The sequence below is a fragment of the Prosthecobacter sp. genome (genome assembly GCF_044236155.1).
Taxonomy (GTDB): Bacteria; Verrucomicrobiota; Verrucomicrobiia; order Verrucomicrobiales; family Verrucomicrobiaceae; genus Prosthecobacter.
On record NZ_JBIIHA010000001.1, the window covers coordinates 307,333 to 331,281 of the forward strand.

General features: G+C 61.1%; 21 protein-coding genes. 4 read left to right on the forward strand and 17 right to left on the reverse strand.

The genetic code is table 11. From position 1 onward, the window contains the following. Window positions 1–24 precede the first annotated feature (24 nt). Both ACILSE_RS01235 and ACILSE_RS01240 read left to right on the forward strand, forming a co-directional pair. The gene (locus tag ACILSE_RS01235; RefSeq protein WP_395715517.1) at window positions 25–1,275 is read left to right on the forward strand and encodes a DUF1501 domain-containing protein; all 1,251 of its coding nucleotides are present in this window, start codon (window positions 25–27) and stop codon (window positions 1,273–1,275) included. Continuing rightward, window positions 1,272–2,285 carry a WD40 repeat domain-containing protein gene (locus ACILSE_RS01240; RefSeq protein WP_395715518.1) on the forward strand — a complete coding sequence of 338 codons (1,014 nt, stop codon included), beginning with the start codon at window positions 1,272–1,274 and terminating at the stop codon, window positions 2,283–2,285. Before ACILSE_RS01235 ends, ACILSE_RS01240 begins: the two co-directional genes overlap by 4 nt. 16 nt (window positions 2,286–2,301) lie before the next feature. Here the strand turns inward: ACILSE_RS01240 and ACILSE_RS01245 are convergent, their stop codons facing one another. From ACILSE_RS01245 to ACILSE_RS01310, 14 genes are all read right to left on the reverse strand, one after another. Then, complete coding sequence (locus ACILSE_RS01245; RefSeq protein ID WP_395715519.1) at window positions 2,302–4,254, reverse strand: tetratricopeptide repeat protein; 1,953 nt, start codon at window positions 4,252–4,254, stop codon at window positions 2,302–2,304. Window positions 4,255–4,350: 96 nt separating this feature from the next. After that, window positions 4,351–5,028 (reverse strand): response regulator, encoded by a 678-nt coding sequence (locus ACILSE_RS01250; RefSeq protein WP_395715520.1) that lies wholly within the window; start codon window positions 5,026–5,028, stop codon window positions 4,351–4,353. A gap of 7 nt (window positions 5,029–5,035) precedes the next feature. Further along, a complete protein-coding gene (locus tag ACILSE_RS01255) occupies window positions 5,036–6,121 on the reverse strand; it encodes a sensor histidine kinase (RefSeq protein WP_395715521.1) in 1,086 nt (361 codons plus the stop codon). Beyond that, entirely contained in the window at window positions 6,118–6,570 is a 453-nt protein-coding gene (locus ACILSE_RS01260) for a sugar 3,4-ketoisomerase (protein ID WP_395715522.1), read from the reverse strand. The genes ACILSE_RS01255 and ACILSE_RS01260 overlap by 4 nt, the downstream gene beginning before the upstream one ends. Beyond that, complete coding sequence (locus ACILSE_RS01265; RefSeq protein ID WP_395715523.1) at window positions 6,567–7,031, reverse strand: hypothetical protein; 465 nt, start codon at window positions 7,029–7,031, stop codon at window positions 6,567–6,569. Before ACILSE_RS01265 ends, ACILSE_RS01260 begins: the two co-directional genes overlap by 4 nt. A gap of 90 nt (window positions 7,032–7,121) precedes the next feature. Beyond that, the gene (locus tag ACILSE_RS01270; protein WP_395715524.1) at window positions 7,122–7,511 is read right to left on the reverse strand and encodes a glycosyltransferase; all 390 of its coding nucleotides are present in this window, start codon (window positions 7,509–7,511) and stop codon (window positions 7,122–7,124) included. After that, window positions 7,508–8,263 (reverse strand): class I SAM-dependent methyltransferase, encoded by a 756-nt coding sequence (locus ACILSE_RS01275; RefSeq protein ID WP_395715525.1) that lies wholly within the window; start codon window positions 8,261–8,263, stop codon window positions 7,508–7,510. The genes ACILSE_RS01270 and ACILSE_RS01275 overlap by 4 nt, the downstream gene beginning before the upstream one ends. Then, entirely contained in the window at window positions 8,256–9,377 is a 1,122-nt protein-coding gene (locus tag ACILSE_RS01280) for a DegT/DnrJ/EryC1/StrS family aminotransferase (protein ID WP_395715526.1), read from the reverse strand. Before ACILSE_RS01280 ends, ACILSE_RS01275 begins: the two co-directional genes overlap by 8 nt. Window positions 9,378–9,448: 71 nt before the next feature. Continuing rightward, window positions 9,449–10,753 (reverse strand): DUF58 domain-containing protein, encoded by a 1,305-nt coding sequence (locus ACILSE_RS01285; protein ID WP_395715527.1) that lies wholly within the window; start codon window positions 10,751–10,753, stop codon window positions 9,449–9,451. Window positions 10,754–10,898: 145 nt separating this feature from the next. After that, window positions 10,899–11,921: an AAA family ATPase gene (locus ACILSE_RS01290; protein ID WP_395715528.1), complete on the reverse strand. Its 1,023-nt coding sequence runs from the start codon at window positions 11,919–11,921 to the stop codon at window positions 10,899–10,901. A 20-nt stretch (window positions 11,922–11,941) separates the two neighbouring features. Beyond that, a complete protein-coding gene (locus tag ACILSE_RS01295; protein ID WP_395715529.1) occupies window positions 11,942–13,243 on the reverse strand; it encodes a DUF4350 domain-containing protein in 1,302 nt (433 codons plus the stop codon). Then, complete coding sequence (locus tag ACILSE_RS01300) at window positions 13,240–14,667, reverse strand: DUF4129 domain-containing protein (protein ID WP_395715530.1); 1,428 nt, start codon at window positions 14,665–14,667, stop codon at window positions 13,240–13,242. Before ACILSE_RS01300 ends, ACILSE_RS01295 begins: the two co-directional genes overlap by 4 nt. Before the next feature lie 4 nt (window positions 14,668–14,671). Beyond that, on the reverse strand, window positions 14,672–15,643 hold the full coding sequence (locus ACILSE_RS01305; RefSeq protein WP_395715531.1) for a stage II sporulation protein M: 972 nt from the start codon (window positions 15,641–15,643) through the stop codon (window positions 14,672–14,674). Continuing rightward, window positions 15,640–16,407, reverse strand: coding sequence for an RDD family protein (locus ACILSE_RS01310; protein WP_395715532.1), 768 nt, complete (start codon window positions 16,405–16,407; stop codon window positions 15,640–15,642). Before ACILSE_RS01310 ends, ACILSE_RS01305 begins: the two co-directional genes overlap by 4 nt. 115 nt (window positions 16,408–16,522) lie before the next feature. On the opposite strand from ACILSE_RS01310, the gene ACILSE_RS01315 reads away from it, so the two are divergent. Then, window positions 16,523–17,044, forward strand: coding sequence for a hypothetical protein (locus ACILSE_RS01315; RefSeq protein ID WP_395715533.1), 522 nt, complete (start codon window positions 16,523–16,525; stop codon window positions 17,042–17,044). Here ACILSE_RS01315 and hemW read toward each other — a convergent pair whose 3' ends face one another. Beyond that, a complete protein-coding gene (hemW, locus tag ACILSE_RS01320) occupies window positions 17,045–18,133 on the reverse strand; it encodes a radical SAM family heme chaperone HemW (RefSeq protein WP_395715534.1) in 1,089 nt (362 codons plus the stop codon). An 85-nt stretch (window positions 18,134–18,218) separates the two neighbouring features. On the opposite strand from hemW, the gene ACILSE_RS01325 reads away from it, so the two are divergent. Then, on the forward strand, window positions 18,219–19,193 hold the full coding sequence (locus ACILSE_RS01325; RefSeq protein ID WP_395715535.1) for a phytoene/squalene synthase family protein: 975 nt from the start codon (window positions 18,219–18,221) through the stop codon (window positions 19,191–19,193). Here the strand turns inward: ACILSE_RS01325 and ACILSE_RS01330 are convergent. Together ACILSE_RS01330 and ACILSE_RS01335 are read right to left on the reverse strand one after the other, a co-directional pair. Continuing rightward, complete coding sequence (locus ACILSE_RS01330; protein ID WP_395715536.1) at window positions 19,190–20,698, reverse strand: efflux transporter outer membrane subunit; 1,509 nt, start codon at window positions 20,696–20,698, stop codon at window positions 19,190–19,192. The two genes, ACILSE_RS01325 and ACILSE_RS01330, sit on opposite strands and share 4 nt — an antisense overlap. 9 nt (window positions 20,699–20,707) lie before the next feature. Continuing rightward, the gene (locus ACILSE_RS01335) at window positions 20,708–23,890 is read right to left on the reverse strand and encodes an efflux RND transporter permease subunit (protein ID WP_395715537.1); all 3,183 of its coding nucleotides are present in this window, start codon (window positions 23,888–23,890) and stop codon (window positions 20,708–20,710) included. Window positions 23,891–23,949 lie beyond the last annotated feature (59 nt).

Here is a 23,949-nt window from a genome sequence, read left to right on the forward strand (position 1 = left end):
CCGCTGCCACGCCGTATTGGCACCATGCTCTGCACGCCACGCGATCACACCTTCTCCCGCCGAGCCTTCCTCGGCGGCGGGTTGGGAATGCTGGCGTCGCCGCTTTTCGCGGAGGCGATGAAGAAGCGGGATTTGCAGGTGCTGTTTGTGTGGCTGGACGGTGGTTTGTCGCAGCTTGAGTCGTGGGACCCGAAACCGAACACCGAGTTCGGCGGGCCCTTCCGCAGCATCAAGACCAGCGTGCCTGGCGTGCACTTCAGTGAGTTGATGCCAAAGCTGGCGAAGCAGGCGCACAAGCTCTGCGTGGTGCGCAGCATGTCCACGAAGGACAACGCGCACTCCTCCGGCGTGGACCGCATTCAGCGCGGTGATCCGAAAAACCGCGGCGTGCCGTATCCGCACTTCGGCGCGGGCGTGGCGAAGCTGCTGGGGCCCGGCGCGAGCGGATTGCCGCCGTATGTATGGATCAAACCGGGCAGCGGTGGCTTCAAAGCGGAGGACGCGGGCTTCCTCGGGCCGAAATACGGCTCGCTGGCCTTCGGCGATGGCAAACCGCCGGAAAACCTCCTGCGCCATGCCGAGGTGAGCGCCGACCAGGACGCGGCTCGCAATGAACTGCGTGCAATGCTCGACAAACGCTTCGCTGCGAAGCATGACAAGCGTGTCGTCGAGGCCAACGCGTCCGTCTTCGACATGGCGGAGAAGTTGATGGCCCGTGCGGACATCTTTGACACATCCAAGCTGCCGGAGCGCGATCGCGACCGCTATGGGCGTCACGACTTCGGCCAGCACATGCTCGTGGCGCGGCAGATGCTGGAGGCGGGTGTGCGCTTCGTGAAAGTGACGAGTTACGGCTGGGACACACATGGGGACCACTTCAATTCGCAGACCACGATGATCCCGAAGTTCGACCAGGCCTTCAGCTCGATCCTGGAGGATCTGGAAGCCAGCGGGCTGCTCACGACGACGCTCGTGCTTTGTTTGAGTGAATTCGGCCGCACGCCACGCATCAACGGCCATGTGGGTCGCGACCACTGGCCGGAGGCGTGGAGCATCGCCATGGCGGGCCACGGCGTGAAACATGGTGCTGTCATTGGAGAAACGAATGACAAGGGCACGGAGGTGAAATCGCGGCCCTACGACATCGGAGCGGCGTTCCACACCTGGTATCAGGCGCTCGGCATTGACTCGCACAAAGTGGAGTTCGATAACGCCGGGCAGCCGCTACCCATCGCGCATGATGAGATGATGGCGATCAAGGAGGCGCTGGCATGAAACTGGAGCCGAAACAGGTCGCCGAGTTCAAATCGGAGCGTCAAATCAGCGCGGCTCGATTCAGCCCGGATGGCGCGTTGCTCGCGTCGGTGGGATATGAGCCTGTGGTGCGGCGCTGGACCTTTGATGGCAAGAATCTGACGCCGTTGGGCCCATTGGCTGGTTTTCACGGTTACACGACCGCGCTGGCGTTTCATCCGAAGGAACCGCGTTTGTTCGCGGCGGACTCTTGGGGGCAGTTGGCGTGTTTTGAAGGCGAGAAAGTCGTCTGGCGGCTCGAAACAGCTCACGACGGCTGGTTGCGGCAAATCGCGACTTCAATCGATGGCGGTCGAATCGTGACCTGTGGCAAAGATGGCTTCGTTCGCGTGTGGAATGCCGCTGATGGCAAGATGTTGGCCGAATACCAGGTGGGCGAAGATGTGTATGCGCTGACGATGAACCATGAGATCACGTTTGGCGACATGCGCGGGCGGATTGAGACCTGGGACGCGGCCTTGAAGAAGAAACTGCGCTCGTTTGATGCCTCGGTCCTCTACAAGCTGGATCGCATTCAGGATCTCGGCGGCTTGCGAGTCCTGCTGCACATCGACGGCGGCAGAACTTTGCTCGCGGCGGGAACGACGCCGCAAAATGGCGCCACGCCGCAGAGCATTCCGACGATTTTGTTCTTCGACACGGCCACGGGCAAACTCACGAAGACTGTCACGCATGGCACGAACAAGGAAGGCTATGTTCACGATCTTGTGCAGCATGCTTCTGGCTGCTTGATGGCGGTGAGTTCTGGCACGCCGGGTAGTGGGCAGCTTTTTCTGCTCGATCCGGCGGAGAATGAGGCGTTTCACGAGAACAAGAAGATGGCAAACTGTCACGCCCTGGCACTGCATCCCGATGGCAGGCATTTCGTGGTCACGTCAACCAACCGGGACAGCAATGGCAACGGCAAGTCGCTGGCGAAGGATGGCAGCTACAAGACGAACGCATCGCCGCTGCATCTGTTTGAGGTGTGAAACGGTGCGGCGGACTTCAGAACCTTCCGCCTTTTTGTACCTGGGCATTTTCTGCGGCTTTGATGAGCATTTGCAGATGCTCGTCGTGGGGGTGGATGGCCGCAGCCTCATGGTAGTGGTCCAGTGCACGGTGCGGCAGCCCTGCTTGGTAATACACGAGGCCCAGGGCCTTCCGGGCCTGCAGATCGTGAGGCATGACAGCGAGGATGCCGCGGAAAACAGAGACTGCTTCATCATAGCGCCCCACGCTGGCGAGTCCTAGCCCCAGAGTGAATGCAACCGGGGGCTTGCTGCCTGCAGTGTTGTCCATTTGAATCATTTTGACCGTGTTCTCCAAGGACTCCTTGGGCCTGTTGAGCCGCAGCAGAGAGTTGGAGAGATTCAGCAGACCGTTTTGGAAACGAGGCTCGATCTTGAGCGCGGCCTTGTAGCATTCGACAGCCTTTTCCTCTTTGCCGCCCTCCGAGTAGGCCGCGCCCAGATTGCCCCAAGTGCGGTATTTGTTGGGACTTTTCGCCACGGTATCCTCCCAGAGGCTTTCGCGGGTGCGCCACACTTCGTTGCGCAGGCAGGTGGACCATGCGAGCGCGGCCACCCAGACTGTGAGAAGACCGGACGCCAGGATTTGCGCGTGACGCCATGAACTTTTTCGAACCCAATCGAGCAGGCATGCGATGAGCACGAAAATGCCGATGGATGGCAGGTAGGAACGATGGTCGGCCATGAGGTCCGGCAGCGGCACGAGGCCGGAGGAGGTCGATACCGTGATGAAAAACCACAGCACGAACACGAACATCAAGCGCGAGCGACTGTCGTCGCGCTGCCTGCGCCACCACAGCCAGGAACCTGCGAGCAGGGAGAGAAGCACGAGTCCGCAAAGGATCACGGACTGTTCGAACAAGGAACGATGCAGCGGCCACTCGGGATCGATGTTCAGGCCGGAGGGCCAGAAGATGCGGCGCAGGTAGGTGGCGAGGACGGTCACTTGGGTGACCAGGTAGTGCCAGTGGCTCAGAGGAGCATCGCGTGAGTTCACGATGTGGAAGGCATTTGCGAGGCTGAAGGAGTCACCATGCAGGGCTGCCGAGGCCATCAGGACCTGGATGGGAATGAGAGGCAGGCACACTAGCAGCGGCCACGCCCGTCTGGCTGCGGCGAGCATGGGCGTGCCGAGCACGAGATAGTCGAGAAGCACAGACATGAGCGGAGCTGTGAAGGTGCATTCCTTGCTCAGCATGCCGGCCAGCACGGCGAGCACCGAGGCAGCAGTCCAAAGCGGGGCACCTCTTCTTGAAGTCGCCTCCAGGGAGTTGAAATAACACCAGAGGGTCAGCAGGAAAAACAGCGTGCTCAGCGAGGTGAAGCGCTGGATGATGTAGGTGACGGATTCGGTGGCCAGGGGATGCGCCGCAAACAAAAAGGCGGCCGCTGCAGGGATGAACAGGGCGGAGCGAGGTCCGGGCTCACGCTTCTTCAGCAGCACACGCAGCAGCGCATAGATGAGGAGTGAATTGAGCGCATGGACCAGGATGTTCACTGCCCGGAACCAGCGCGGGTTGAATTGATCCAGCAGGTAGTTGAGATGAAACGTGGCGTAGGCAACAGGACGCAGCACAAAATTCACGGAGAGGTCCGGATCTGAATTGGCGAGCAAGGGGAGTCGCACGAATTCCGTGAAGCGGGTCGGGTAGCTGAAGCTTGTGCTGTCTCTGAAGAGTGCGTTGTCCTTCAGGTACGTGTGGTCGTCGAAGACCATCGGGAAATCGGCCGTCCACACATACAAGGACGCGCACAACGCCATGAGCGCTATGGCGACAAGCACATGGGGCATTCGCTTCTCTTGCGGAGGGGGCTGAGTCGCTGCCGAATCACACGGCGGCGCGGATGTGATGGCATCAACAGCAGACAAGGTGACGACAGTCTTCTGCTGGCGTTGTTTCTTGGATGAACGGCTGGTGCGCTTGGACATGAGGTTTTGATGGATTTACCTCATTTTGCACCGAAACGGCGTCTTCAGGCAAAGGACACAAAGTGTCGCGACCACCGCCACACGCTGCCCTTTGCCTCAGGAGCCGTGATCTCGCACCCACTGGCCGGCGCGCAGATAAAGCTCCGCCGCGCTGCGCAGGTGCAGCTTCTCCTTGATGCGGGCACGGTAGGTCTCGACTGTGGATTCGCCGAGCCCGAGGGTCTGGGCGATCTCTCGTGTGCTCCTGCCTCGGCCAAGCATCTGGAAGACCTCCAGCTCGCGGTCCGCCAGCGTTTCCAGGCCTTCCAGTTCAGGCGGGGTGCGCCTTTGAGTCAGACGGTCAAGAAGTTTGGCCGTCATCTGCTTGCTGGCGTAAACCTCACCCTTCATCACGCAGCGGATGGCTTTCAGCACTTCCGTGGAGGCCTCATTTTTGGTGATGTAGCCTTTTGCCCCGGCTCGCAGGGCACGCTCGGCATACAACTCCTCGTCATGCATGGAAAGCACGAGCACGTTGACCGCCAGGTCCTGGGCCTTGAGGTCTTTGAGGAGCTCGAGGCCGCTTGAGCCTCTCAGCGTGATGTCCACGATGGCGATGTCGGGCTTGGTCTCATGCACCAGCCGCATGGCGTCGCGGATGTTGTCAGCCTCGCCGCATACGGACATGCCGAGGTCGCGGTTGATCAACTGGACGAGGTGGTCTCTGAACATGGGATGATCCTCGACGAGCAGGACTTTGCAGCGGTTCGCGGATTTGGTTTCGTTGTTTGGCATGGTCTGCTCAGGCTGAATGTTGGACAGGAAGACGACAAAGGACACGTGTGCCCCCCTCCGGAGCGTCTTGGAAATCGAGCAGCGCGCCGAGTGCCTGCGCCCTGTAGCGCATGGTTCGCAGTCCCATGCCATCGGCTTTGCCGGCCTTGTGACGGGTCATGCCGGAGCCGTTGTCATCGATCTTGAGGATGAGCATGTCATCGGCGAGATCCAGGCTGATGGCGATGCGCGTGGCTTTGCCATGACGCACGGCGTTTGCCACCGCCTCCTGGGCGATGCGATAGAGGTGCATGGATGCCTCCGGGTCTGCGAGATGAGATTCGACGCCTTCCGTGACTTCGATGGTGACACCGGTGAGCCTGCCAGTCATTCGTGCGAGATCTGACAAGGCTGCTGCGAGTCCGCTGCGATCCACATGCACAGGAAAAATGCCCCGTGCGAGGTTTCGTGCCTCCAGCACCGCCTGCTGGATGGAATCTTCGATCATGGCCGCGTCCCGCGCCTCGGTGACATTCTTTGCCTGCAGGTCCTCTGTCAGCACACGTGCTGCGCAGCCGATGGCCGCGAGGTGCTGGCAAAGTCCGTCATGCAAGTCCTGGCCGATGCGTTGCTGCTCGTGCTCGCTGACGCTCACGATGTCATGTTCGAGCTGCCGGCGCTCTTCCAGCATGCGGATGTGCGCCTCGTCGGCCTCCTGCCGGTTTCGCACGGCCATGACCGCGAAAACGACGACGCAGAAATAGAATTCGCGGTTCATCAGCGCCCATGCATAGCCGAGCTGTGTCTCGTAGGGATGATCAGTTTCATTGGCCAGCCACCAGGCAACGCCGGCCAAAGCCGAGATGATCAGACCGGCTGTTGCGCCCGACCACCACACCGCCAGGATGATCGGGAAGGCATAAAAGATGAACAGACTTACCTCCCAGCCGGTGATGTCATCCAGCCAGCCCATGAGCAGGGTCAGCAACACGGGAAGCAACAAACTCACCCACATCGGCCGCGCCCGCATCCAGCGGGTGATCTTGGAGGGGAAGTCCTCCACAGCCTTGCTCGACTCCTCAGTGAGCGGGGATATCAATGAAACTGCTTTCATAGCCTTTCATTAACACGTTTCACCTCGCGCAGGAAGTCCTGGTAGTCACGGATGTAGTCCTGCGGTTCATAAGCCTGCGAGGCCAGCACCATCAGCACTGAATCTTGGGAGTGCAGATGCGTTGTGGCCCAGATCATGGGCGGCACGAGAACACCGAACGTCGGGCGGTTCAGGCAGAACTCCTCGCGATTTTCTCCGTCATCCACACGCAGATGGCATTCTCCGTGGGTGCAGATGAGAAACTGGCCGCAAAGGCGGTGCGCATGCTCCCCACGGGTTTGGTCATCTGGGATGGCGTAGGTGAAAAAGCAACGCTGGGGCTGAAACGGTAGTTCTTGCGCGAAATCCACCACAGCGAGGTGGCCGCGGTCGTGATCCTGCACATGACGCAACTCATGCAGACGCACGCCGCGCACGGAACAGGTTTCGATGATGGCTTCACGAATCATGCGGCTCCTGGAAGTTGGTTGATGACTCGGCGCACATAGCTTTGCGGTTTGCCGGAAACCGTCATGAAAGCCCGGCCAAGATACTCACCCATGATTCCAAGCATGAGCAACTGGGCTCCGGAAAAGACTGCCAGCGCTCCCATCAGCGATCCCCAGCCCGCCTGCCGTGTTCCGAAAATGAGCATCTCTGCCAGAACCTCCGCCAGAATGACCACCCCGAAGGCGCAGAGCACCAGGCCGAGAAGGCTGGTGATCCGCAGCGGCATGATGCTGAAATCAAACAGCAGGCTCAGCGCCAGCCGCGCCAGTTTGCGCGGTGTGTAGCTGCTTTTGCCGTCGTGCCGCTCCGCGTGCTCCACTGTCAGCGTGGCGATTCGGTTTGTCGCGCCGAGGATCAGCCCGTCGATGTGTGGATATGGGCTGCGGTGGCTGATGATCCGCTGAGCCAGTTCCCGGTGCACGGCACGAAAACTGGAGAGGTAAAGACTTCGAGGCTTGCCGAGAAGAAGGGTGGCGCAGCGATTTGTCAGACGGCTGCCCAGGTTGCGCAGCTAGTGGTGTTTTTTGTCTGCGTACTGCGAATACACCACCTCAGCTCCAGATTCCCGCAGATGTCGCAGCAGCCGCACCGCCTCGGCGACGGGATTCTGCAGATCATCATCAAGATTCACGATGAACTGGCCGCGTGCATGCCGCCAGGCTTCGAGCACAGCCGCGTGCTCACCAAAATTGCGCGACAATTCCACCAGTGTCACCGGTGCTGGGAAGGTGGCGGTTAACTCCTTGGCGCGCGTGAAGGTGCCGTCCGCGCTGCCGTCATCCACGAGCACGAGTTCCCAGGAATCCTCGAACCTTTCTTTCCGGAACGCCTCCAGCAGTGCTGGAAGGCAGCCGCCGGTGTTGTGCAGTGGCACGACGAAACTGTGGACGGGGGAGCTCATGCTCGTGATAAGCCGCCTGGTTGAATTCGGCGAGCGACGGCGAAGATGGAAGTGCCAAACGGCAGCGCGAATTGGCGGCAGAACCACGCATCAATGGCACCCGCTCGAAACAGCAGGTCGTTCAAGCGGCCCAGATTCATCCGCAGGTCGGAACTGCTGCCGGGTTGATTCTTTGCTGGCATCACGCGGCTCCAATGGCGCCACAACAGCAGCGGCAGAAAGAGCCAGGCATTCCAGGGATGAATCATCTCGATGTGAAGGCTATGAGATTCGAGTAAAGGGCGCACGTGACATGGTTTGTAGCGCCTTACGCCACAGATCGCCTGATCGTGTGCTCCTCGCAGACAATCGAAGGCTGGCAGGTTCAGCAGCAGCAGGCCGCCCGGCTTCAGAACGCGTCGCATTTCCTCCAGGGCGAGACTTTCATCCACAGCGGCATGATAAAGCACATCAAGGCTCAGTACGGCGTCGAACACGCCGTCAGGGAAGGGGAGGTCATGCACTGAGGCATGCGACACAGCCCGCAATCCGCGCTCGTGGCAGAGTTTCACAGCATGCGGCGAGAGATCGACGCCCTGCGCGTCAAAGTGCGCCAAGTGACAAAGCATTCCGCCCGTGCCACAGCCAGCATCCAGCACGCGTGAGCCGGACGGCAGCCCGCACAGGGCTCGCAACACCTGACGGCGCAGAACACGGTGCCACCAGTGCCGGTCCTCCACCTGTCGCAGCAGGTCATGTTCCCGGTCATCCATGATCAAACTCCTCCAAGGCCTCGCACACCGTGGAAATGGCCTCGGCCTTCAGCCACGGATGCAGCGGCAGGCTCAACACCTCCGCCGCCAGCTTTTCACTCACAGGAAATGCATGATCGCAGCGGAAAGCCGCCTGTTGGTGCAGCGCCGCAGGGTAATGTACTGCCGCTGGAATCTTGCGCGAATGAAGATGCTGCAGCAGAGCCTCGCGGCGCGAGGAACGCACGACAAACTGATGGAAGGCATGCTCGCAGTGCATCCGCGTCACCGGCATCCGCAGCGCGTGGCAGGAACCCAGCCGCACGACGTAGTGCGTGGCGATCTGGCGCCGGTGGCTGACGTTCTCGTCCAGCGCGGGCAGTTTCACACGCAACACCGCTGCCTGCATCTCATCCATCCGGCTGTTCACACCCTCCTGATCGCTCAGATAACGTTCCCGCCATCCATATTGCCGAATCAGGCGCAGGCGTCCGGCCAGTTCATCATCATTGGTCGCCACTGCTCCAGCGTCACCCAATGCGGCGAGATTCTTGGTCGGATAAAAACTGAAGGCCGCCGCCCGGCCTAGCGTGCCAGTCGGCCGGTCCCGCCAGAGCGCCCCGTGGGATTGCGCACAGTCCTCCAGCAGCAGCACGCCGTGATCTGCCGCTATTTTTTGCAGGCGCTCCCATGCCACGGGTTGCCCGTAAAGATGCACCGCCAGCACCGCCTTAACTCCATGGCCTTCTGAAGTGCTCAACACGCTCTCCAGCGCCTCGGGGCAGATGGTGAACATGTCAGCCTCCACATCCGCTAGGAGCAGTGCCGCGCCGCTGCGATGGATTCCGGCTGCAACAGCCGATGGTGCGAAGCAAGGCACCACCACCTTGTCACCGGGGCCGATGTCATGCGCACGCAGCATCACCTCAATGGCATCAGTGCCACTGGCCAGCGCGATGACATGCCGCACGCCCAAATAATCGGCAAACTCGGCCTCAAACGCGCCCACTTCGTCGCCCAGGATGTAGTGGCCGCTTCTCACGACACGTTGGACGGCCACTTCGATCTCATGCTGGTGTCGCAACTGATCTTCCTTTGGATACGATGGAAACAGCAAATGAGAGGACAAGGGCATGGGGAACAGCACCCTTCACTGTGCCTGCATCGTCGCAAATGACGCCACAAGTGGCGTTCAGCGCCACAGTCTCACAGCAGCCCGCCTGCTTTCACGTCGAGATACTTGTTCGCCAGCGCCACCGGGAGCATCTGCGCGGATTCATCGACCGTGAGTACGCGGCGTGCGCGCAGGGATTCCAGCAACTGGCGGCGCTCGCCGAAGTAATGCGTCAGCGCACCGTATTGCAGCGCGTCGTGCAGATGGTCGATGGGTGCCTCGGCGCGGTTTTCCAGCTCCTGTTCGCGTAATGTGGCCGCGAGCACGAGATGGCGGCGCTGCATGGCGCTGGCTGCGGCGGCCAGGGTCGCGCCATCCTCGCTGCGCAGGTTGGTGAGCATGATGACGAGAGCACGGCGACGTTGCAGCGTCATCACGCGTTCAGCGGCCTCGATGAAATCGCTCGGCTCGGCGCTGGTCTCGTAGTTGTAGAGATGGTTCAGAATCTTCGGCATGCTGTGCGCGCCTTTGACCGGCGGCAGCCAGCGCTGCACACCACCGAAGCCCACCACACCTACTTCATCGCCTTGGCGTAATGCGATGAATGCGATGAGCAGCATCGCGTTCAAGCAGTGGTCGAATTGACTGAGCCCGCCGTCGAGGGCACGCATGCGGCGGCCACAGTCCGGCACGAGCAGGATGGTTTGATTGCGCGTCTCTTCGAAATCACGGCTCACGAGCGTGGAGCGGCGTGAGGTGGCCTTCCAGTCGATGCGGGAGAGTACATCCCCATCCTGGTAGTCACGCAGTTGATGGAAATCGAGCGATGCACCCATGCGGCGGCGTTTGATGATGCCCATGGTCTCCACGCGGTTCGCCATCGCTAGCATCGCGAAGCGCACAACGGGCTCGTAGTTCGGATAGGCGCGTGTTTGGCTCTCCCCGGCCACGAAATGCAGGTTTCGCCACAGTCCGAGCAGCGAACTTGCCAGCACATGAGCGGGTGTGAAAGCATGCTGGCCACGGCGCACAAAACGCGCCTGATAAGTGATCGCCGCATGCTCGCCCGCAGGCACGTGCACCTGGTGCGGCAAGCCCTCGGCCTCCGCAGCGGTTGGAATGCCGTCAAACACCTCGATCGCCAGCGTGCGCCGCGTACCGTGCGTGACGCTCAGCGTGACCCGCGAGGTGACTCCGAGTGCAAAACGGCCTAGCACGGAGCGCGTGCCGGTCACGCGGCCGCGACGCGGTAGGCTGAGCGCGTCGAGTAGCATCACCAGCAGGAGAGCGCCGCCCGTGATCTGCCACAGAGCGGCAAACTTTTCCCACACGCAGGCTGCCACCGCCAGGACGAGCCAGGCGACGAGCAGTTTGAGCAGCAGGGCAGTGGGGCGCATGTGGGTGGTGAAAAAAGGAATCAGGAGGCCAGCGGTGCTGGAATGACGAAACTAGAATGGCGAATGACGAAGCTGGCGGCAGATCGCATCATGAGATTCGGCATTCGGATTTCATTCGTCATTCCTCATTCTGGTTTCGTCATTGTCACACCCTCGGAGCCTCCACGGTCTTCAAGAGCGACAGTAGCATGTCATCCACGCCTTGTCCGCTGATGGCGATCTCGGGCGCGAGCTGCACCCGGTGGCGCAGCACGGGCAGCACGGCACGCTTCACATCTGCCGGCGTGATGTACATGCGTCCTTCGAGCAGTGCGTAGGCTTTCGCCGTGCGCACGAGGCTGATCGCGCCGCGTGTGCCGGCCCCGAGGGAGATGGCGCTGTGCTGGCGTGTGGCACGCACGATGTTCACCGCGTAATCGACGACTTGTTCGACCGCCTGCACCGCCGCAGCTTCTTCTTGAGCCGCGATGATGTCCTCCGGCCCGCACACCTGCTGAACACTCGACGTGGAGAGCCCGCCACCGGATGCGCGGGAGGAAACGGCCTTCACCACCCACGTTTCGTTCAGCGCGTCCGGATAATCGATGAGTACCTTCAGCAGGAAACGGTCGAGTTGTGCCTCCGGGAGCGGATAGGTGCCCTCCTGCTCGATGGGGTTCTGCGTGGCGAAGGTCATGAAGGGCGGCGCGAGTGTGTGGCTCTCGCCGTCGATGGTCACCTGGGCCTCCTGCATCACTTCGAGCAACGCGGACTGCGTCTTGGCCGGTGCGCGGTTGATTTCATCTGCCAGCAGCAAATTGGCGAAGACCGGGCCTCGACGCACGCGGAAGGTGCCGCTTTGCATGTCAAACAGCGTGTGGCCGCAGACGTCTGAAGGCATCAAGTCCGGTGTGAACTGGATGCGCCGGAAACTGCCACCGAAAGTGTGGGCCAGGGCCAGCACGAGATGCGTCTTGCCCAGGCCCGGCTTTCCCTCCAGCAGCACATGGCCTCCGGCGAGTAATGCAGCGAGCACTTGCGAAAGCACCTCTTCCTGTCCCACGAAGACCTGACCCACCGCGGCGCGGATTTGCTGGAAGATGGCGGTGCTTTTCGGCACGACGGGCGGTGAGTAGCCGGTGGGCGGCGGCGCATACACGGCGGATGGTTCGGTGGGGATCGGGTTCATGGGTGTGATGGGTGATGAGTTTAAAGTGCGCGCCGGATGGCCTGAAGATCGCGCATGAGGGCCACGAAATTGTGGCCGGTGTCAGGCGGGGGCACGTCGAAGGCTGCGGTGACACGTTTGACTGGCAGGCCGGTGCGGCGGGCGATTTCCTCCGCGAGCACGTCGTTCATTTGGCGGCTGCCGTCATCGAGCGAGCGGTGGCGTTCGCGCACGCGCTCCCACACGGCATCACGCGCCGCATTCACGAGCAACGCACCGCGCCGCATGCGCCAGAAGAATTCTCCCAGCGCGCCGATGTGGCTGGCGAAGTGACGTGTGGAGTCGAGTTCCGCCTCCGCCAGCGGTCCGAAGCGCGGCATCTGCTGCCACAGCCAGAAGACAAGGCACAGGGCCAGCGCGATGACCGCCATCCAGCCATGCTGCCAGAGAAGTCCGAGGAAACTGCCTGAGGTGGCGGCCACGAAGAGCACTTCTTTGGTTCCACCTTCCCCCACAAGCGCGGCGAGCCAGCGCGCATGATCGCGCTCGCCGATCCAGCGGTTGCGGAAAGGGCGTGCATGCGCCAGCACCGTGACGCTGCCCATGCCGTGCTTCAAATGTAGCGCAAGCGACTCGTTTTTGGATCCGGCGGAAAACTCGCCAGTGCGCAGCTTGCGTTTGAGGATCAGATGCTGGTGGCCGCCGAGGCTGAGCGAGTACTTTTGGCCGTTCCATTCCACTTCGAGGACGGATTCGAGGCGTTTGGCGAGTTCCTCCTCCTTCTCTTCTTTGCTCTGCTTCTTTTTCTTCGCGTCGTCCTTGTTCGCTGGCGCGGAGTCTTTCTTTTCGTCCTTCTTGGACGTTTTTTCCGGGGCAAACAGGCCGCTGGTCAGTGCGCTGATCTCGTCTTCAGGCAGACGCCGTTGCACGCCGATGCCCAGCCGCTCCAAGACCGGGTCTTTTTCCTCCTCAAGCAACAAGGAGGCGATGAATGAGCCGAACTGCGATTCAAAGTCGTTGTATGGCCGCGTGCCGCCGAGGCAGTAGATGAGATGGCCGCCGTTGAAGGTCCAGTTGAGCAGTTGTTTTGCACGGCCCTCCGGCAGGCCGCTTTCGCCAGAGACGAGGATCACTGCGTCGTTCGCGGGCAGCTTGGCGAGAGTCTTTGTGCCGTGCGCGTCATGTCCCAGCTCGTCGAGCAGGCGTTCGGCAGCGAGGAAGGGATTCACACGCGCCTTGCCGCGATAGCCGAGGATCTTCTCGTAGTCCTCCCAGTGCCCGCTGCAGCCACAAAGAAGCATGGTGGCGGCCAGCGTGTTCAAACCGCGGAAAAAGAGCTTCATGCCGCGCCTCCTTTCTCCACAAACGGCCACCGGTCGCACAACGCGTTCATTTCAGCCTCGGACACCGGCAGCACGGCATAGGCCACTTGCACCCAGGCTCCGGTGAGCTGCTTGAAGTAATCCGCCTCGGCCTTTTCGCCAGAGCGCAGCACCTGGACGACACAGTCCTCCTCCGTGTCGCTGTCCGTGATCGGCACCTGGCGACGCGTCACCAGCCAGGACAACGAACCGCGATAGAGCAGGCTCAGCGCCTCCTTAAAGTCACCTGCGGCCCACGCGGCACGGGCGGCGGCCACGATGTCGTCCGGCAGGCTCTCACGCGTGATGTTCATGCCCATGATCACCTTCGGCGCTTTGACGGGCGCCTTGCTCGCGCCGCGTGAGATGAACAAATGTCGGTTGTTCACGAGGTAAATGACCAGCCACACCACCAGGCCCGTGATCAGCACCCAGAAGAGGATTTCGCCGATGGCGTCGAGGAAGTCGAGGCGCGGTTTCTCCTTCTCGTCGGGCTCAAACTCGAAATCTGGAACCCAACGTTTGGAGTTCACCTTGTGAACCTCGAAGTCGGGACTCTCCTTCACTTTTTCAATGACCTTCGCAGGATCATCGCCCTCGGCCGCATGCAGCGGCGTCTGCATGCCCGCGAAAAGAAACAGCGAAACCGCGATGGCCGCCGCAGCGGATGTCAGACGCGTAGCCATGCGGCGGAAGGCCAGTTCCACGTCCCAGCCTTCGATGCGCGTGCGGCAGTTCAGATACAGGCCGAAGCCAGCGCCGACATAAAACGGCTCGACCAGCGTGACGACCACCATGTGACAAATGGCTCCCCACCAGAGGAAAGCATCCGGGATGGTGTTCTCGACATCGAACGCGCTCATGAGGCCGTCCCAGTCTGGTGTGGCCGATTCTGGCAGCAGGCCATAGGTCCCCCACATGAGTCCGATCCAGGCGACGAACTCGATCTTTGAAAACGCATACGAAAGCGAGAAGCCTGAGCCGCCACCGTCCATCGCGAGTGTTTTGACGCGACGATTGGCCGCCGCTCCACGTAAACCCTCCAGCATCTGCGCTGGCAACGCGAAACTGCGGATGAACGACAGCCGCCGCCACAGCAGCGCGGGCAGAAAATTCATGAACCAGAGACGCGGCCACTCCTTCCACGTCTCGACAAAGCCGGGCCGCACGCCGAAGGCCGCGCGGCTCAGGAAGAACAAGGGCACGCGGTCGTAGAGCGGCTTCAGCCACCACACCACCAGCGGAATCCACACTGGTACGGAGCGCATGAGCACGCACACCACGATCCACAGCGGGAAGACCGTGCTGGCCCAGAGCGCCATGATGCGGCCGAAATCACGCCGCACCATCGCGCAGCCGAGATCGACAGCCTCCCATGGCTGTCGCGGACGCAGCGTCACCGTCATGTCCTCAAGTCGCATCCGCCTGTCTCCTTCCGCTGAACATTAAAAACACGGCCACCAGCAGCCAGCAGATGCCGCCTGCGGTGAATTTGATGACAGGCGGCCAGTCTGAGGGCGACCAGAATCCCTCCAGCACCGCCGCGAGGCTTGTCAAAATGGCCGCGCCGATGAGCAGCGGCAGCGCCTTCCGCCCCGCGAGCACCAGCGCCGCTCTGCGCTCCAATCTTCCCGGCCGCAGCACGGTCAGGCCCACGCGCAGGCCGGCCATCGCGGAAATCACGACGCCTGTCAGCTCTGGCGCGCCATGCGCGATCACCCACGTGTAGAGCGTCAGTGGATTGCCGGAGTAGTGAACGTAGCCGAACACGGAGCCGAGGTAGATCGAGTTGAACAGCAGCACGAACAGCGATCCCACGCCGCCGAGGATGCCTCCGGCGAAGGTTTTGAAATCGATGCTCACATTATTCCAAATGTAGAAGCAGAACGCCGCGAAGCCGGAACCGAAGCTCTCGCGCACATAATCGGAGGGCTTGCTGGCCTCGCCATACATGCTCTCGATCTGCACCATGCCCTCCGGTCCGAGCAAAGACATGGCCCATTCGGGATGCGCGGGCGTGATGGCGGCGATCAAAATCGCCGGAAGATAAAACAACGCCGTGCACCACCAGAACAGCTTCCACTCTGCGCGCACCGCCTGCGGGAACTCCACGAGGAAAAGCCGCACAAAGGCCTCCCAGCCACCGGAACTGCGGCGCTCTAGCACGCGGTAGCCGCGGATGGCCAGCGCGTTTAGCTTTTGTGTGAGCCGCTGGGGGCTCATGCGGTGCTGCGCCACGCTCAAATCATGGCACACCTGCCGGAAAGTCGCGGGCAGCTCCACCACATCCTCACGCGGCTTCGCGTGCTCCACTTCCGTGAGCAGTTGCTCCAGCTTCTGCCAGCGCCGCTCGATGTGTTTTTCAAACTGGGCCGGAGTCATGATCGAAACAGCGGTGCTCCTTTCAGCGGCGGCGGCGTGCCGCGTTTGTCCTCTGGTTCCTGGAGCCAAAGGGCCATGCCGCAGAGACGGCGCAGTCCCTCGGTGCCTGGAGCGTGAGTCAGAGGCTCTGCCAGCGTGGAGAGCTCCAGGCGTCTCTCATCCGCCCAGAGGGGTGCACGTTCGATGAACTGCAGCAGCGCCGATTGCTCCTCGCGTGTGAGCACCTGCGCCGGTGCACGGCGCTCGGCGCGGATCTCGACCGCTGGCGTCGGGGAGGGCGGGGGATCGGCATACGTCACCACGGTGTTCGCCACGAGGTCGCCGAGACGTTGAAAACGCTTCGTGAAGAGCATGCACACGATGCCGGTGAGGTAGAGGCCGGGCATGAAGTCCACCACGCGCAAAAAATTCCTCATCACGGCCTGCGCCAGCGTCACCGGCCCGCCGGTCATGCTCATCACGCGTAGTTTCATCGAGCGTTGCCCCGGTGTCGCGCCCTTGGCGCCCGCCTCGAAGATCACATTGTAAAACCACTCCATGAAAAACATGAACAGCAGCATCAGGCCGCCCGTCAGCTCCATGCCGATGCCCGGCAGCACCAGAAACAGCGCCGCGATCCACACGCCGAGGTAAATCCCCAGCCGCACCAGCAGGTCGATCGTGTAGGCCATGCTTCTCACCGCCGGCCCTGCGACGCGGAGCTGAATCTCCACGCCGTCCGCGAGTTCGACTGGTTGCAAGGTGTCCGCGCGTGCCGCTGCCATTGGCGTGGAATGAAGCGGTGGCGTTTGATTTTGACAACCACCGAATTTTTTTCGTAGCCTGCTGCAAAGCCGGACAATTCCCGGCAGCCAGCCTCACCCTCAAATCATCCGCCTCATGGAAAATCCCGCCAATCCCTACTCCAGCCCTGCCGCCAACCTTTACGGAGCCGCCAGCGGTGGTGGCGCGGATGCCGTCTCCCCGGGGACAATCGCCCAGCTCGCCGGGACGAAGCCCTGGGTGCGCTTCATTTCGGTGATGCTCTGGATCGGCATCGGTTTCATGATCCTCGGCGCCATCGGCATCGGATCGATGATGGCATTTGGCCTGGCGCAGAAGAACTCGGCCAGCCCCTTCGGCGGCATGGAAATGGTCTTCATCGCCGTCATGTATGGCGTCCTGGCTTTCATGTACATTTACCCTGCGGTGAAGCTCTGGTCCTTCGCCAACCGCATCGGCTCCCTCGGCGCAACCCGCTCGGTGGCCGACCTGGACGCCGCGCTGGCGGAGCAACGCCGCTTTTGGAAGTTCCTTGGCATCATGATCATCGTCATGATGTGCTTGTACCTTGTGATCATCATCGGCATGATCGGCTTCGGAGCCACCGCCGCTCTGAAGGCAGGAGCCATCCCGCGCTGATCACCCCATCAGCGCCACAGCGATCGGATCGACGAGCGGTTTTCCCGAACGTGTCAGCCGCACGAATTGCTCGTCGAAATCCAGCAATCCCTGCTCACGCAGCGTTTCCAGCATCTTGCGTGACTCCGCGGTGATCAAATCCAGCGGCAGGCCGCGTGCGGTGCGCAACTCGAGTCCGAAACGCTCCGTGCGGCGGTTTTCCGGCGTGAGTTCCTCGATGTCCGTCGCTGTGTCCTCACCCGCCAGCGTCATCTCCATGTAGCGCGGCGTGTCCTTCACATTGTGCCATCGCTTGCCGTCCACGGTCGAAAACGCGCCAGGCCCGATGCCCAGATAATCCTCACCGAGCCAGTAGGCCTCGTTGTGAACGCTTCGATAACCCGGCCGCGCATAGTTTGAGATCTCGTAATGCTCAAATCCGCCCGACTCGATCATGTCGATGGCCAGGTTGAAGTAATCCGCGTCACGATCCTCATCCAGGCGAAACTCGCCCGTTTTCAGCCGGCGGAAAAAGTCCGTGTCCTCCTCGTAGTTCAGGTTGTACGCGGAAATGTGATCCGGTCGCGACGCCAGCGTGTATTCCAACGTGTTTCGCCACGCGTCGAGGCTCTGGCCTGGGATCGAAAACATCAGATCGAGGTTCAAACTCGGAAATTGCGCGTCGCACAGCACGCCCCATGTCTCCTCAGCCTCCGTTGGCGAATGATCGCGCCCCAGCGTCTTCAGCGTGGCTTCATCCCAAGCCTGCACGCCGAGAGAAACCCGCGTCACGCCCAGATCGCGCATCATCGCCGCTTTTGAAGCCGTGATATTGCGAGGGTTCGCCTCCATCGTGAACTCGACGACATCCGACACATCCACACGCTCGCGCATGCCGCGCAGCAGCCGCTCCATGTGTGTGTCGCTCAGCATCGTCGGTGTCCCGCCGCCGAAAAAGATCGTTTTCGGCCTCAACGGCTGCTTTTCCATCTCCTTCAGCAGTGCATTTACAAACGCAGTCATGTCCGTCCCGCCCGGCGTGTGCTTATGAAAGCTGCAATACGGGCAGATGCGGTGGCAGAACGGGATGTGGACGTAGAGGTGGTGCACGGGTTGCTAGAAACTGGATGTTGGATTCTTGATGCTAGCAGAGATTGCTTGCTCAAGCATCTAGCATCCAGCATCTAGCACCCGGATGTCCGACGAAACCCATCACGAACGCGAACTCGGCGGCCAGTTGCTGGCCGCCGTGTCGCGCTCGTTCTACCTCACGCTAAAAGCGTTGCCCAAAGAGCTGCGTGAACCCATTTCCCTCGCTTATCTCCTTGCCCGCACCGCTGACACCATCGCTGACACTGCGAGTGTAAGTGCCGAAGTGCGCCTCGACTGTCTCGAACGCTACCGTGCGCTCGTTCGCGGCGATTCCGCCGTCGAATCGCTCGCCAGCACGCTGCGCGAGCAGTTTTGCCCGAAGCAGGAAGACGACGCCGAGCGCCGACTGATGGAGAAATTCGCCGACGGCATCGCTTGGCTGCGCACGATGCAGCCCACGCCGCTCGCCGCGATTCAAAACGTGCTGGAGCACATCATCGACGGCCAGATGCTCGACATCCGCCGTTTCCCATCAGACGGACAGCTTCGCTCACTCGCCTCCGCAGAAGAGCTCGATGACTACACCTGGCTCGTCGCCGGTTGCGTCGGCGAATTCTGGACCCAGCTCTGCGCCAGCGAGCTTCCAAGCTCACTCGATCCCGCCGTCAGCGTCGCCCAGATGCAGGAATGGGGCGCACGCATGGGCAAAGGCCTGCAACTCATCAACATCCTCCGCGACATCGGTGAAGACACCCGCGACGGCCGCAGCTACCTGCCCTGCAAGCCTGACGAGATTCAAACCGAGTGGCGCAAGTGGTTGCAAACCTGCACCGAGCATCTCGAATCTGGCCTACGCTATGTCCAGCACGTCACCCACGGCAAACTCCGCTACGCCACCGCCTTGCCTTTGCTCCTCGGTATCCAAACGGTCGCGAAGATGCGCAACGCCTCATGGGACCAAGTCATGAGCGGCCTCAAAATCTCCCGCATCGATGTCGCCAGCATTCTCGCACAGGCCGCCATTGCCTGTCGCAACGAGGAGGCCATCGGGAAGCTGTATCGGAAGCTCGCGGCTTAGTCGCGCTTGAACCACCCCTTCACCTTCGAGAAGAAGCCCGGCTTGTCCTGATCGAGGTTTTTTGCTTCCGGATCAGGCGTTGTCGCAGGCAGGGGAGTGGGCATTCTTTGATCCCAACCGCCGCCGATGGCCTTGATGAGGCCCACGGTGGCGATCAGTCGCTGACCGGCGATCTGCGCCGTGGCCCGCTGCGTGGTCAAAGTGGTGCGATTGGCCTCGATCACATCCAAATAAGGGCTGGTGCCAGCTTCATAGCGCGTTTTGGCAAGCTGGGCGGCCTTTTCGGCGCTGGTGCGTGCCCTTCCCTGCGCATCGGCCTGGCTGCCAAGGTTGCGAATGGCGGACAAACTCGACTCCACATCGGCGAGAGCACCGAGGAAGGTCTGGCGGTAGTTCGCGAGCGCCTCGTCATGCACGGCCTTGGACTTCGTGAGGTTCCAGCGGTTCTTGTTCCCGGAAAAAAGCGGCACGCTGATGCTCGGCCCGAGGCTCCACATGAGCGAAGTGGGCTCGAACAGGATGTCGATATCACCGCTTTGGAAGCCGCCGCGGCCCATCAGCTTGATGCTCGGGAAAAACTGCGCCTTCGCCACGCCGATGCGGGCGGTGGCCGCTTCGAGCGCACGCTCGGCCTGCGAGATGTCTGGACGGCGCTCCAAAAGATCGCTCGGCATGCCGGTGGGGATGCTGGGAGGTGAGCTGAGCAAGCCATTGCCTGCGGAGACGTTGAAACCGGAGGCGCTGGTGCCGATGAGGATGGCGAGCACGTTTTCGAGCTGATCACGCTGCGCCTGCAAAGCAGAGATCTCCGCCTCCGCAGTCGCCACCTCCGTTTCAGCCTGTGCCTGTTCCAATTCACTGCCCGCACCGGCTTGCACGCGTGCCTTGGCAATCTTGAGCGCCTCGTTTCGCCAGCCCACGGCCTCGCGCACGATGCGCATCTCGTTGTCGAGCGTGCGAAGTTTAAAGTAGTTCACGGCCACCTCCGCCTGGATGCCGAGCAGGATGTTGTGAACGGCATCCGCTGCCATCGCCGCATCGGCACGAGCACCTTCGTTTTGACGACGGATCTTGCCCCACAGATCCAGCTCCCAACTGAAGTCCAACGGCGCATTGTAGGCCGGACCATCATAGCGCATACCATTCAGCGGAAACGGCGATGGCATGTTCTCCGAGGTCTGCTGCGTCTCGGCGGACAATGGCAGACTGACCGTCGGGAAGAAATCCCCACGCGCCATGCGGGCCGCGGCGCGAGCTTGATCAAAGCGGGCGATGGCGGCTTTGAGTTGCTGGTTGTTCGCCGTGGCGGCGGAGACGAGCGAATTGAGCCGAGAATCGCGAAACACGGTCCACCATGTGCCTTTCGGCAGATGCGCTGAAGGAGTCGCCGCACGCCAAGTAACGCCTTTGAACTTCGGCGGGGCCGCAGTGGCCGGTCGTTCATAATTCGGGCCGACTTGGGCTAATGCCGAAGTGGTGAGAGCAAGAAGGAGAAGCGAGCGCATAACAAAAAATCAGTGCGAGGTGGCGAGCGAGGCGTTGGTGGATTCAACAGCGGCGTCAGCGGCTTTCTTCCGCTTGTGACCGAGCATGACGAGCACGTAAAACACCGGCGTGAGGAACAGGCCGAGGAAGGTCACGCCGATCATGCCGCTGAAGACGGCGGTGCCCATGGCACGGCGCATTTCAGCACCGGCACCGGTCGAGACGACGAGCGGATACACACCGGCGATGAAGGCGATCGAGGTCATCAAGATCGGGCGCAGACGCAGGCGGCAAGCTTCGAGAGCCGACTCGAGCGGGGTTTTGCCATGGTCGTAGTTCTCCTTCGCGAACTCGACGATGAGGATGGCGTTTTTGCAGGCGAGGCCGATGAGCACGATGAAGCCGATTTGCGTGAAGATGTTGTTGTCGCCGCCCATGTAAAACACGCCGATGAGGGCGAAGAGCAAGCACAGCGGCACGATCAAGATGATGGCGAGCGGCAAACGCAGGCTTTCATACTGCGCGGCGAGCACCATGAAGACGAGCAGGATGCACAGCGGGTAGATGTAGATGGCCGTGTTGCCAGCGATGATCTTCTGGTAGGTCAAATCGGTCCACTCGAACTCGAATCCGCCCGGCATGGCCTCTTTGACAATGCTGGCGATGAGATCCTCACCCTGCCCAGAGCTCAGCGGCGGCAAGGCGGAGCCGCTGATGTCGGCGGCGAGGTAGCCGTTGTAATGAAACACACGGTCGGGGCCGAAGCTCTCATTCACCTTCACAAGCGAGCCGATGGGAACCATCTCGCCGGCCATGTTGCGAGTTTTCAGTCGCGTGATGTCGCTGACGTCATCTCGGAACTTCTGTTCGGCCTGCGCCACAACCTGATAGGTGCGGCCAAAGCGGTTGAAGTCGTTCACGTAAAGGCTGCCGAGGTTGATTTGCAGCGTCTCGTAAAGGTTCGCGAGCGGCACGCCCTGCGACTTGGCTTTCTCGCGATCCACATCGGCTTCGAGCTGCGGCACGTTCACCGTGTAACCGGTGTAGGTCATGCCAAACTTCCCAGAGCCCATGGCCGCGCCAATCAAGCCCTGCGTGGTCTTGTAGAGCTCGGAATAGCCACGGTTGCCGCGGTCCTCGATCATCATCTTGAAACCGCCGGCCGTGCCGATGCCATTCACTGGCGGCGGAGGCAGCACGAGCACAAAGGCATCCTGAATACCCATGAACTGCCCATTGAGAGCACCGGCGATGGCGGCGCTGTTGAGATCGGGTGTCTTGCGCTTTTCAAAGTCATCCAGGCCCACGAAAACAATGCCGCTGTTTGGGCTCGCACTGAATCCGTGGATGCTGAGGCCGGGGAAAGCGATGGCGTCCTTCACGCCGGGTTGCTTCATCGCAATCTCGGACATGCGGCGCATCACCGCATCCGTGCGGTCGAGCGATGAACCTTCTGGAAGCTGTGCGAAGCCGATGAGGTAGGCCTTGTCCTGCGCGGGCACGAAACCTTCCGGAACGATTTGGAAACCCTTCATCGTGGCCCACACGAGGCCGCCGTAGATCATCAAAGCGATGATGCTGAGGCGGATCGTGCGCTTCACGATGCCGACATACACATTCGACGACCACTCGAAGAAGCGGTTGAACGGACGGAAGAACCATCCGAGCAGCAGATCCATCGCCTTCGTAATCAGATCCTTTTTGTCGTGATGGCCTTTGAGAAGCAAAGCGGACAGCGCAGGCGAAAGCGTGAGCGAATTGACCGCCGAGATGACCGTCGAGATGGCAATCGTGACCGCGAACTGTTTATAGAACTGTCCGCTGAGGCCGCTGATGAAGGCGGTGGGGATGAAAACCGCGCAAAGCACCAGCGCGGTGGCGATGATCGGCCCCGTGACCTCCTTCATGGCCTGTCGCGTGGCCTCGACGGGCTTCAAGCCGTTGCGGATGTTTCGCTCGACGTTTTCGACGACGACGATGGCATCATCCACGACGATACCGATGGCCAAAACGAGGCCGAAGAGGCTCAAATTGTTGATCGAGAAGCCCAGCGCATGCATCACCGCAAACGTGCCGACAAGCGACACCGGCACCGCCGCGAGCGGAATGATCGACGCACGCCAGGTTTGCAGGAAAATGACCACCACGATGACGACGAGAAGGATGGCTTCGATGAGCGTGTGAATGACCGCGTCGATGGATTTATCCACGAAGACCGTCGGGTCGTAGGCGATGGCGTAATCGACGCCTTCGGGCATTTTTTGCTTCAACTCGGCCATGCGAGCCCGCACCGCCTGCGAGACAGCCAGCGCATTCGAGCCCGGAAGCTGGAACACGCCCATGCCGACGGCCTTTTTGTTATTCAGCAAACTGCGCAGCGCGTATTCGCCGCTGCCCATCTCCGCACGGGCCACATCGCGCAGACGCAGTTTTTCGCCATACGGGCCGGTTTTGACAATGATCTGCTCAAACTCCTCTTCGGTGATGAGGCGGCCTTTCGCATTCACCGTTAGCTCAAAGGCCACATCCTTCGTCGGCTGCTGGCCGATGGTGCCCGCCGCGACCTGGATGTTCTGCTCCCGGATGGCATTCACGATGTCGCTGGCAGTCAAACCGCGTGCGGCGGCCTTGTCGGGATCGATCCAGATGCGCATCGCATACTCGCCACCGCCGAAGATCTGCACCTGGCCGACGCCGGAGAGCCGCGAGAGCTCGTCCTTCACATTCAGCGTGGCGTAGTTGCGCAGGTAGATCTCATCGTAGCGGTCATTCGGCGAAAGCAGATGTACCACGAGCGTCATGTCCGGCGACGACTTCACCGTGGTCACCCCAAAGCGGCGCACCTCCTCCGGCAGCTTCGGTAGCACCTGCGAGACACGGTTTTGCACCTGCACCTGCGCCAGATCGAGGTCCGTGCCGATCTTGAAAGTCACGGTGAGGATCATGACGCCGTTCGCCGTGCTTTGCGACGACATGTAGAGCATGTTTTCGAGTCCATTGACCGTCTGCTCAAGCGGCGAGGCCACTGTCTCGGCAATCGTCTTCGGATTCGCACCCGGATAGTTCGCCGTCACAATTACCGTCGGCGGCACGACCTCCGGATACTCGGAAATCGGCAGTTGAAACAACGAGATCGCGCCGAGGATAAACGTGAGGAGCGACAGCACGCCCGCGAAGATGGGGCGAGTGATGAAGAAGGACGAGAAGTTCACGGGAAATGACGAATGAGGAATTCAGAATGACGAATGAATGACCAAGGCCGAATGACGAA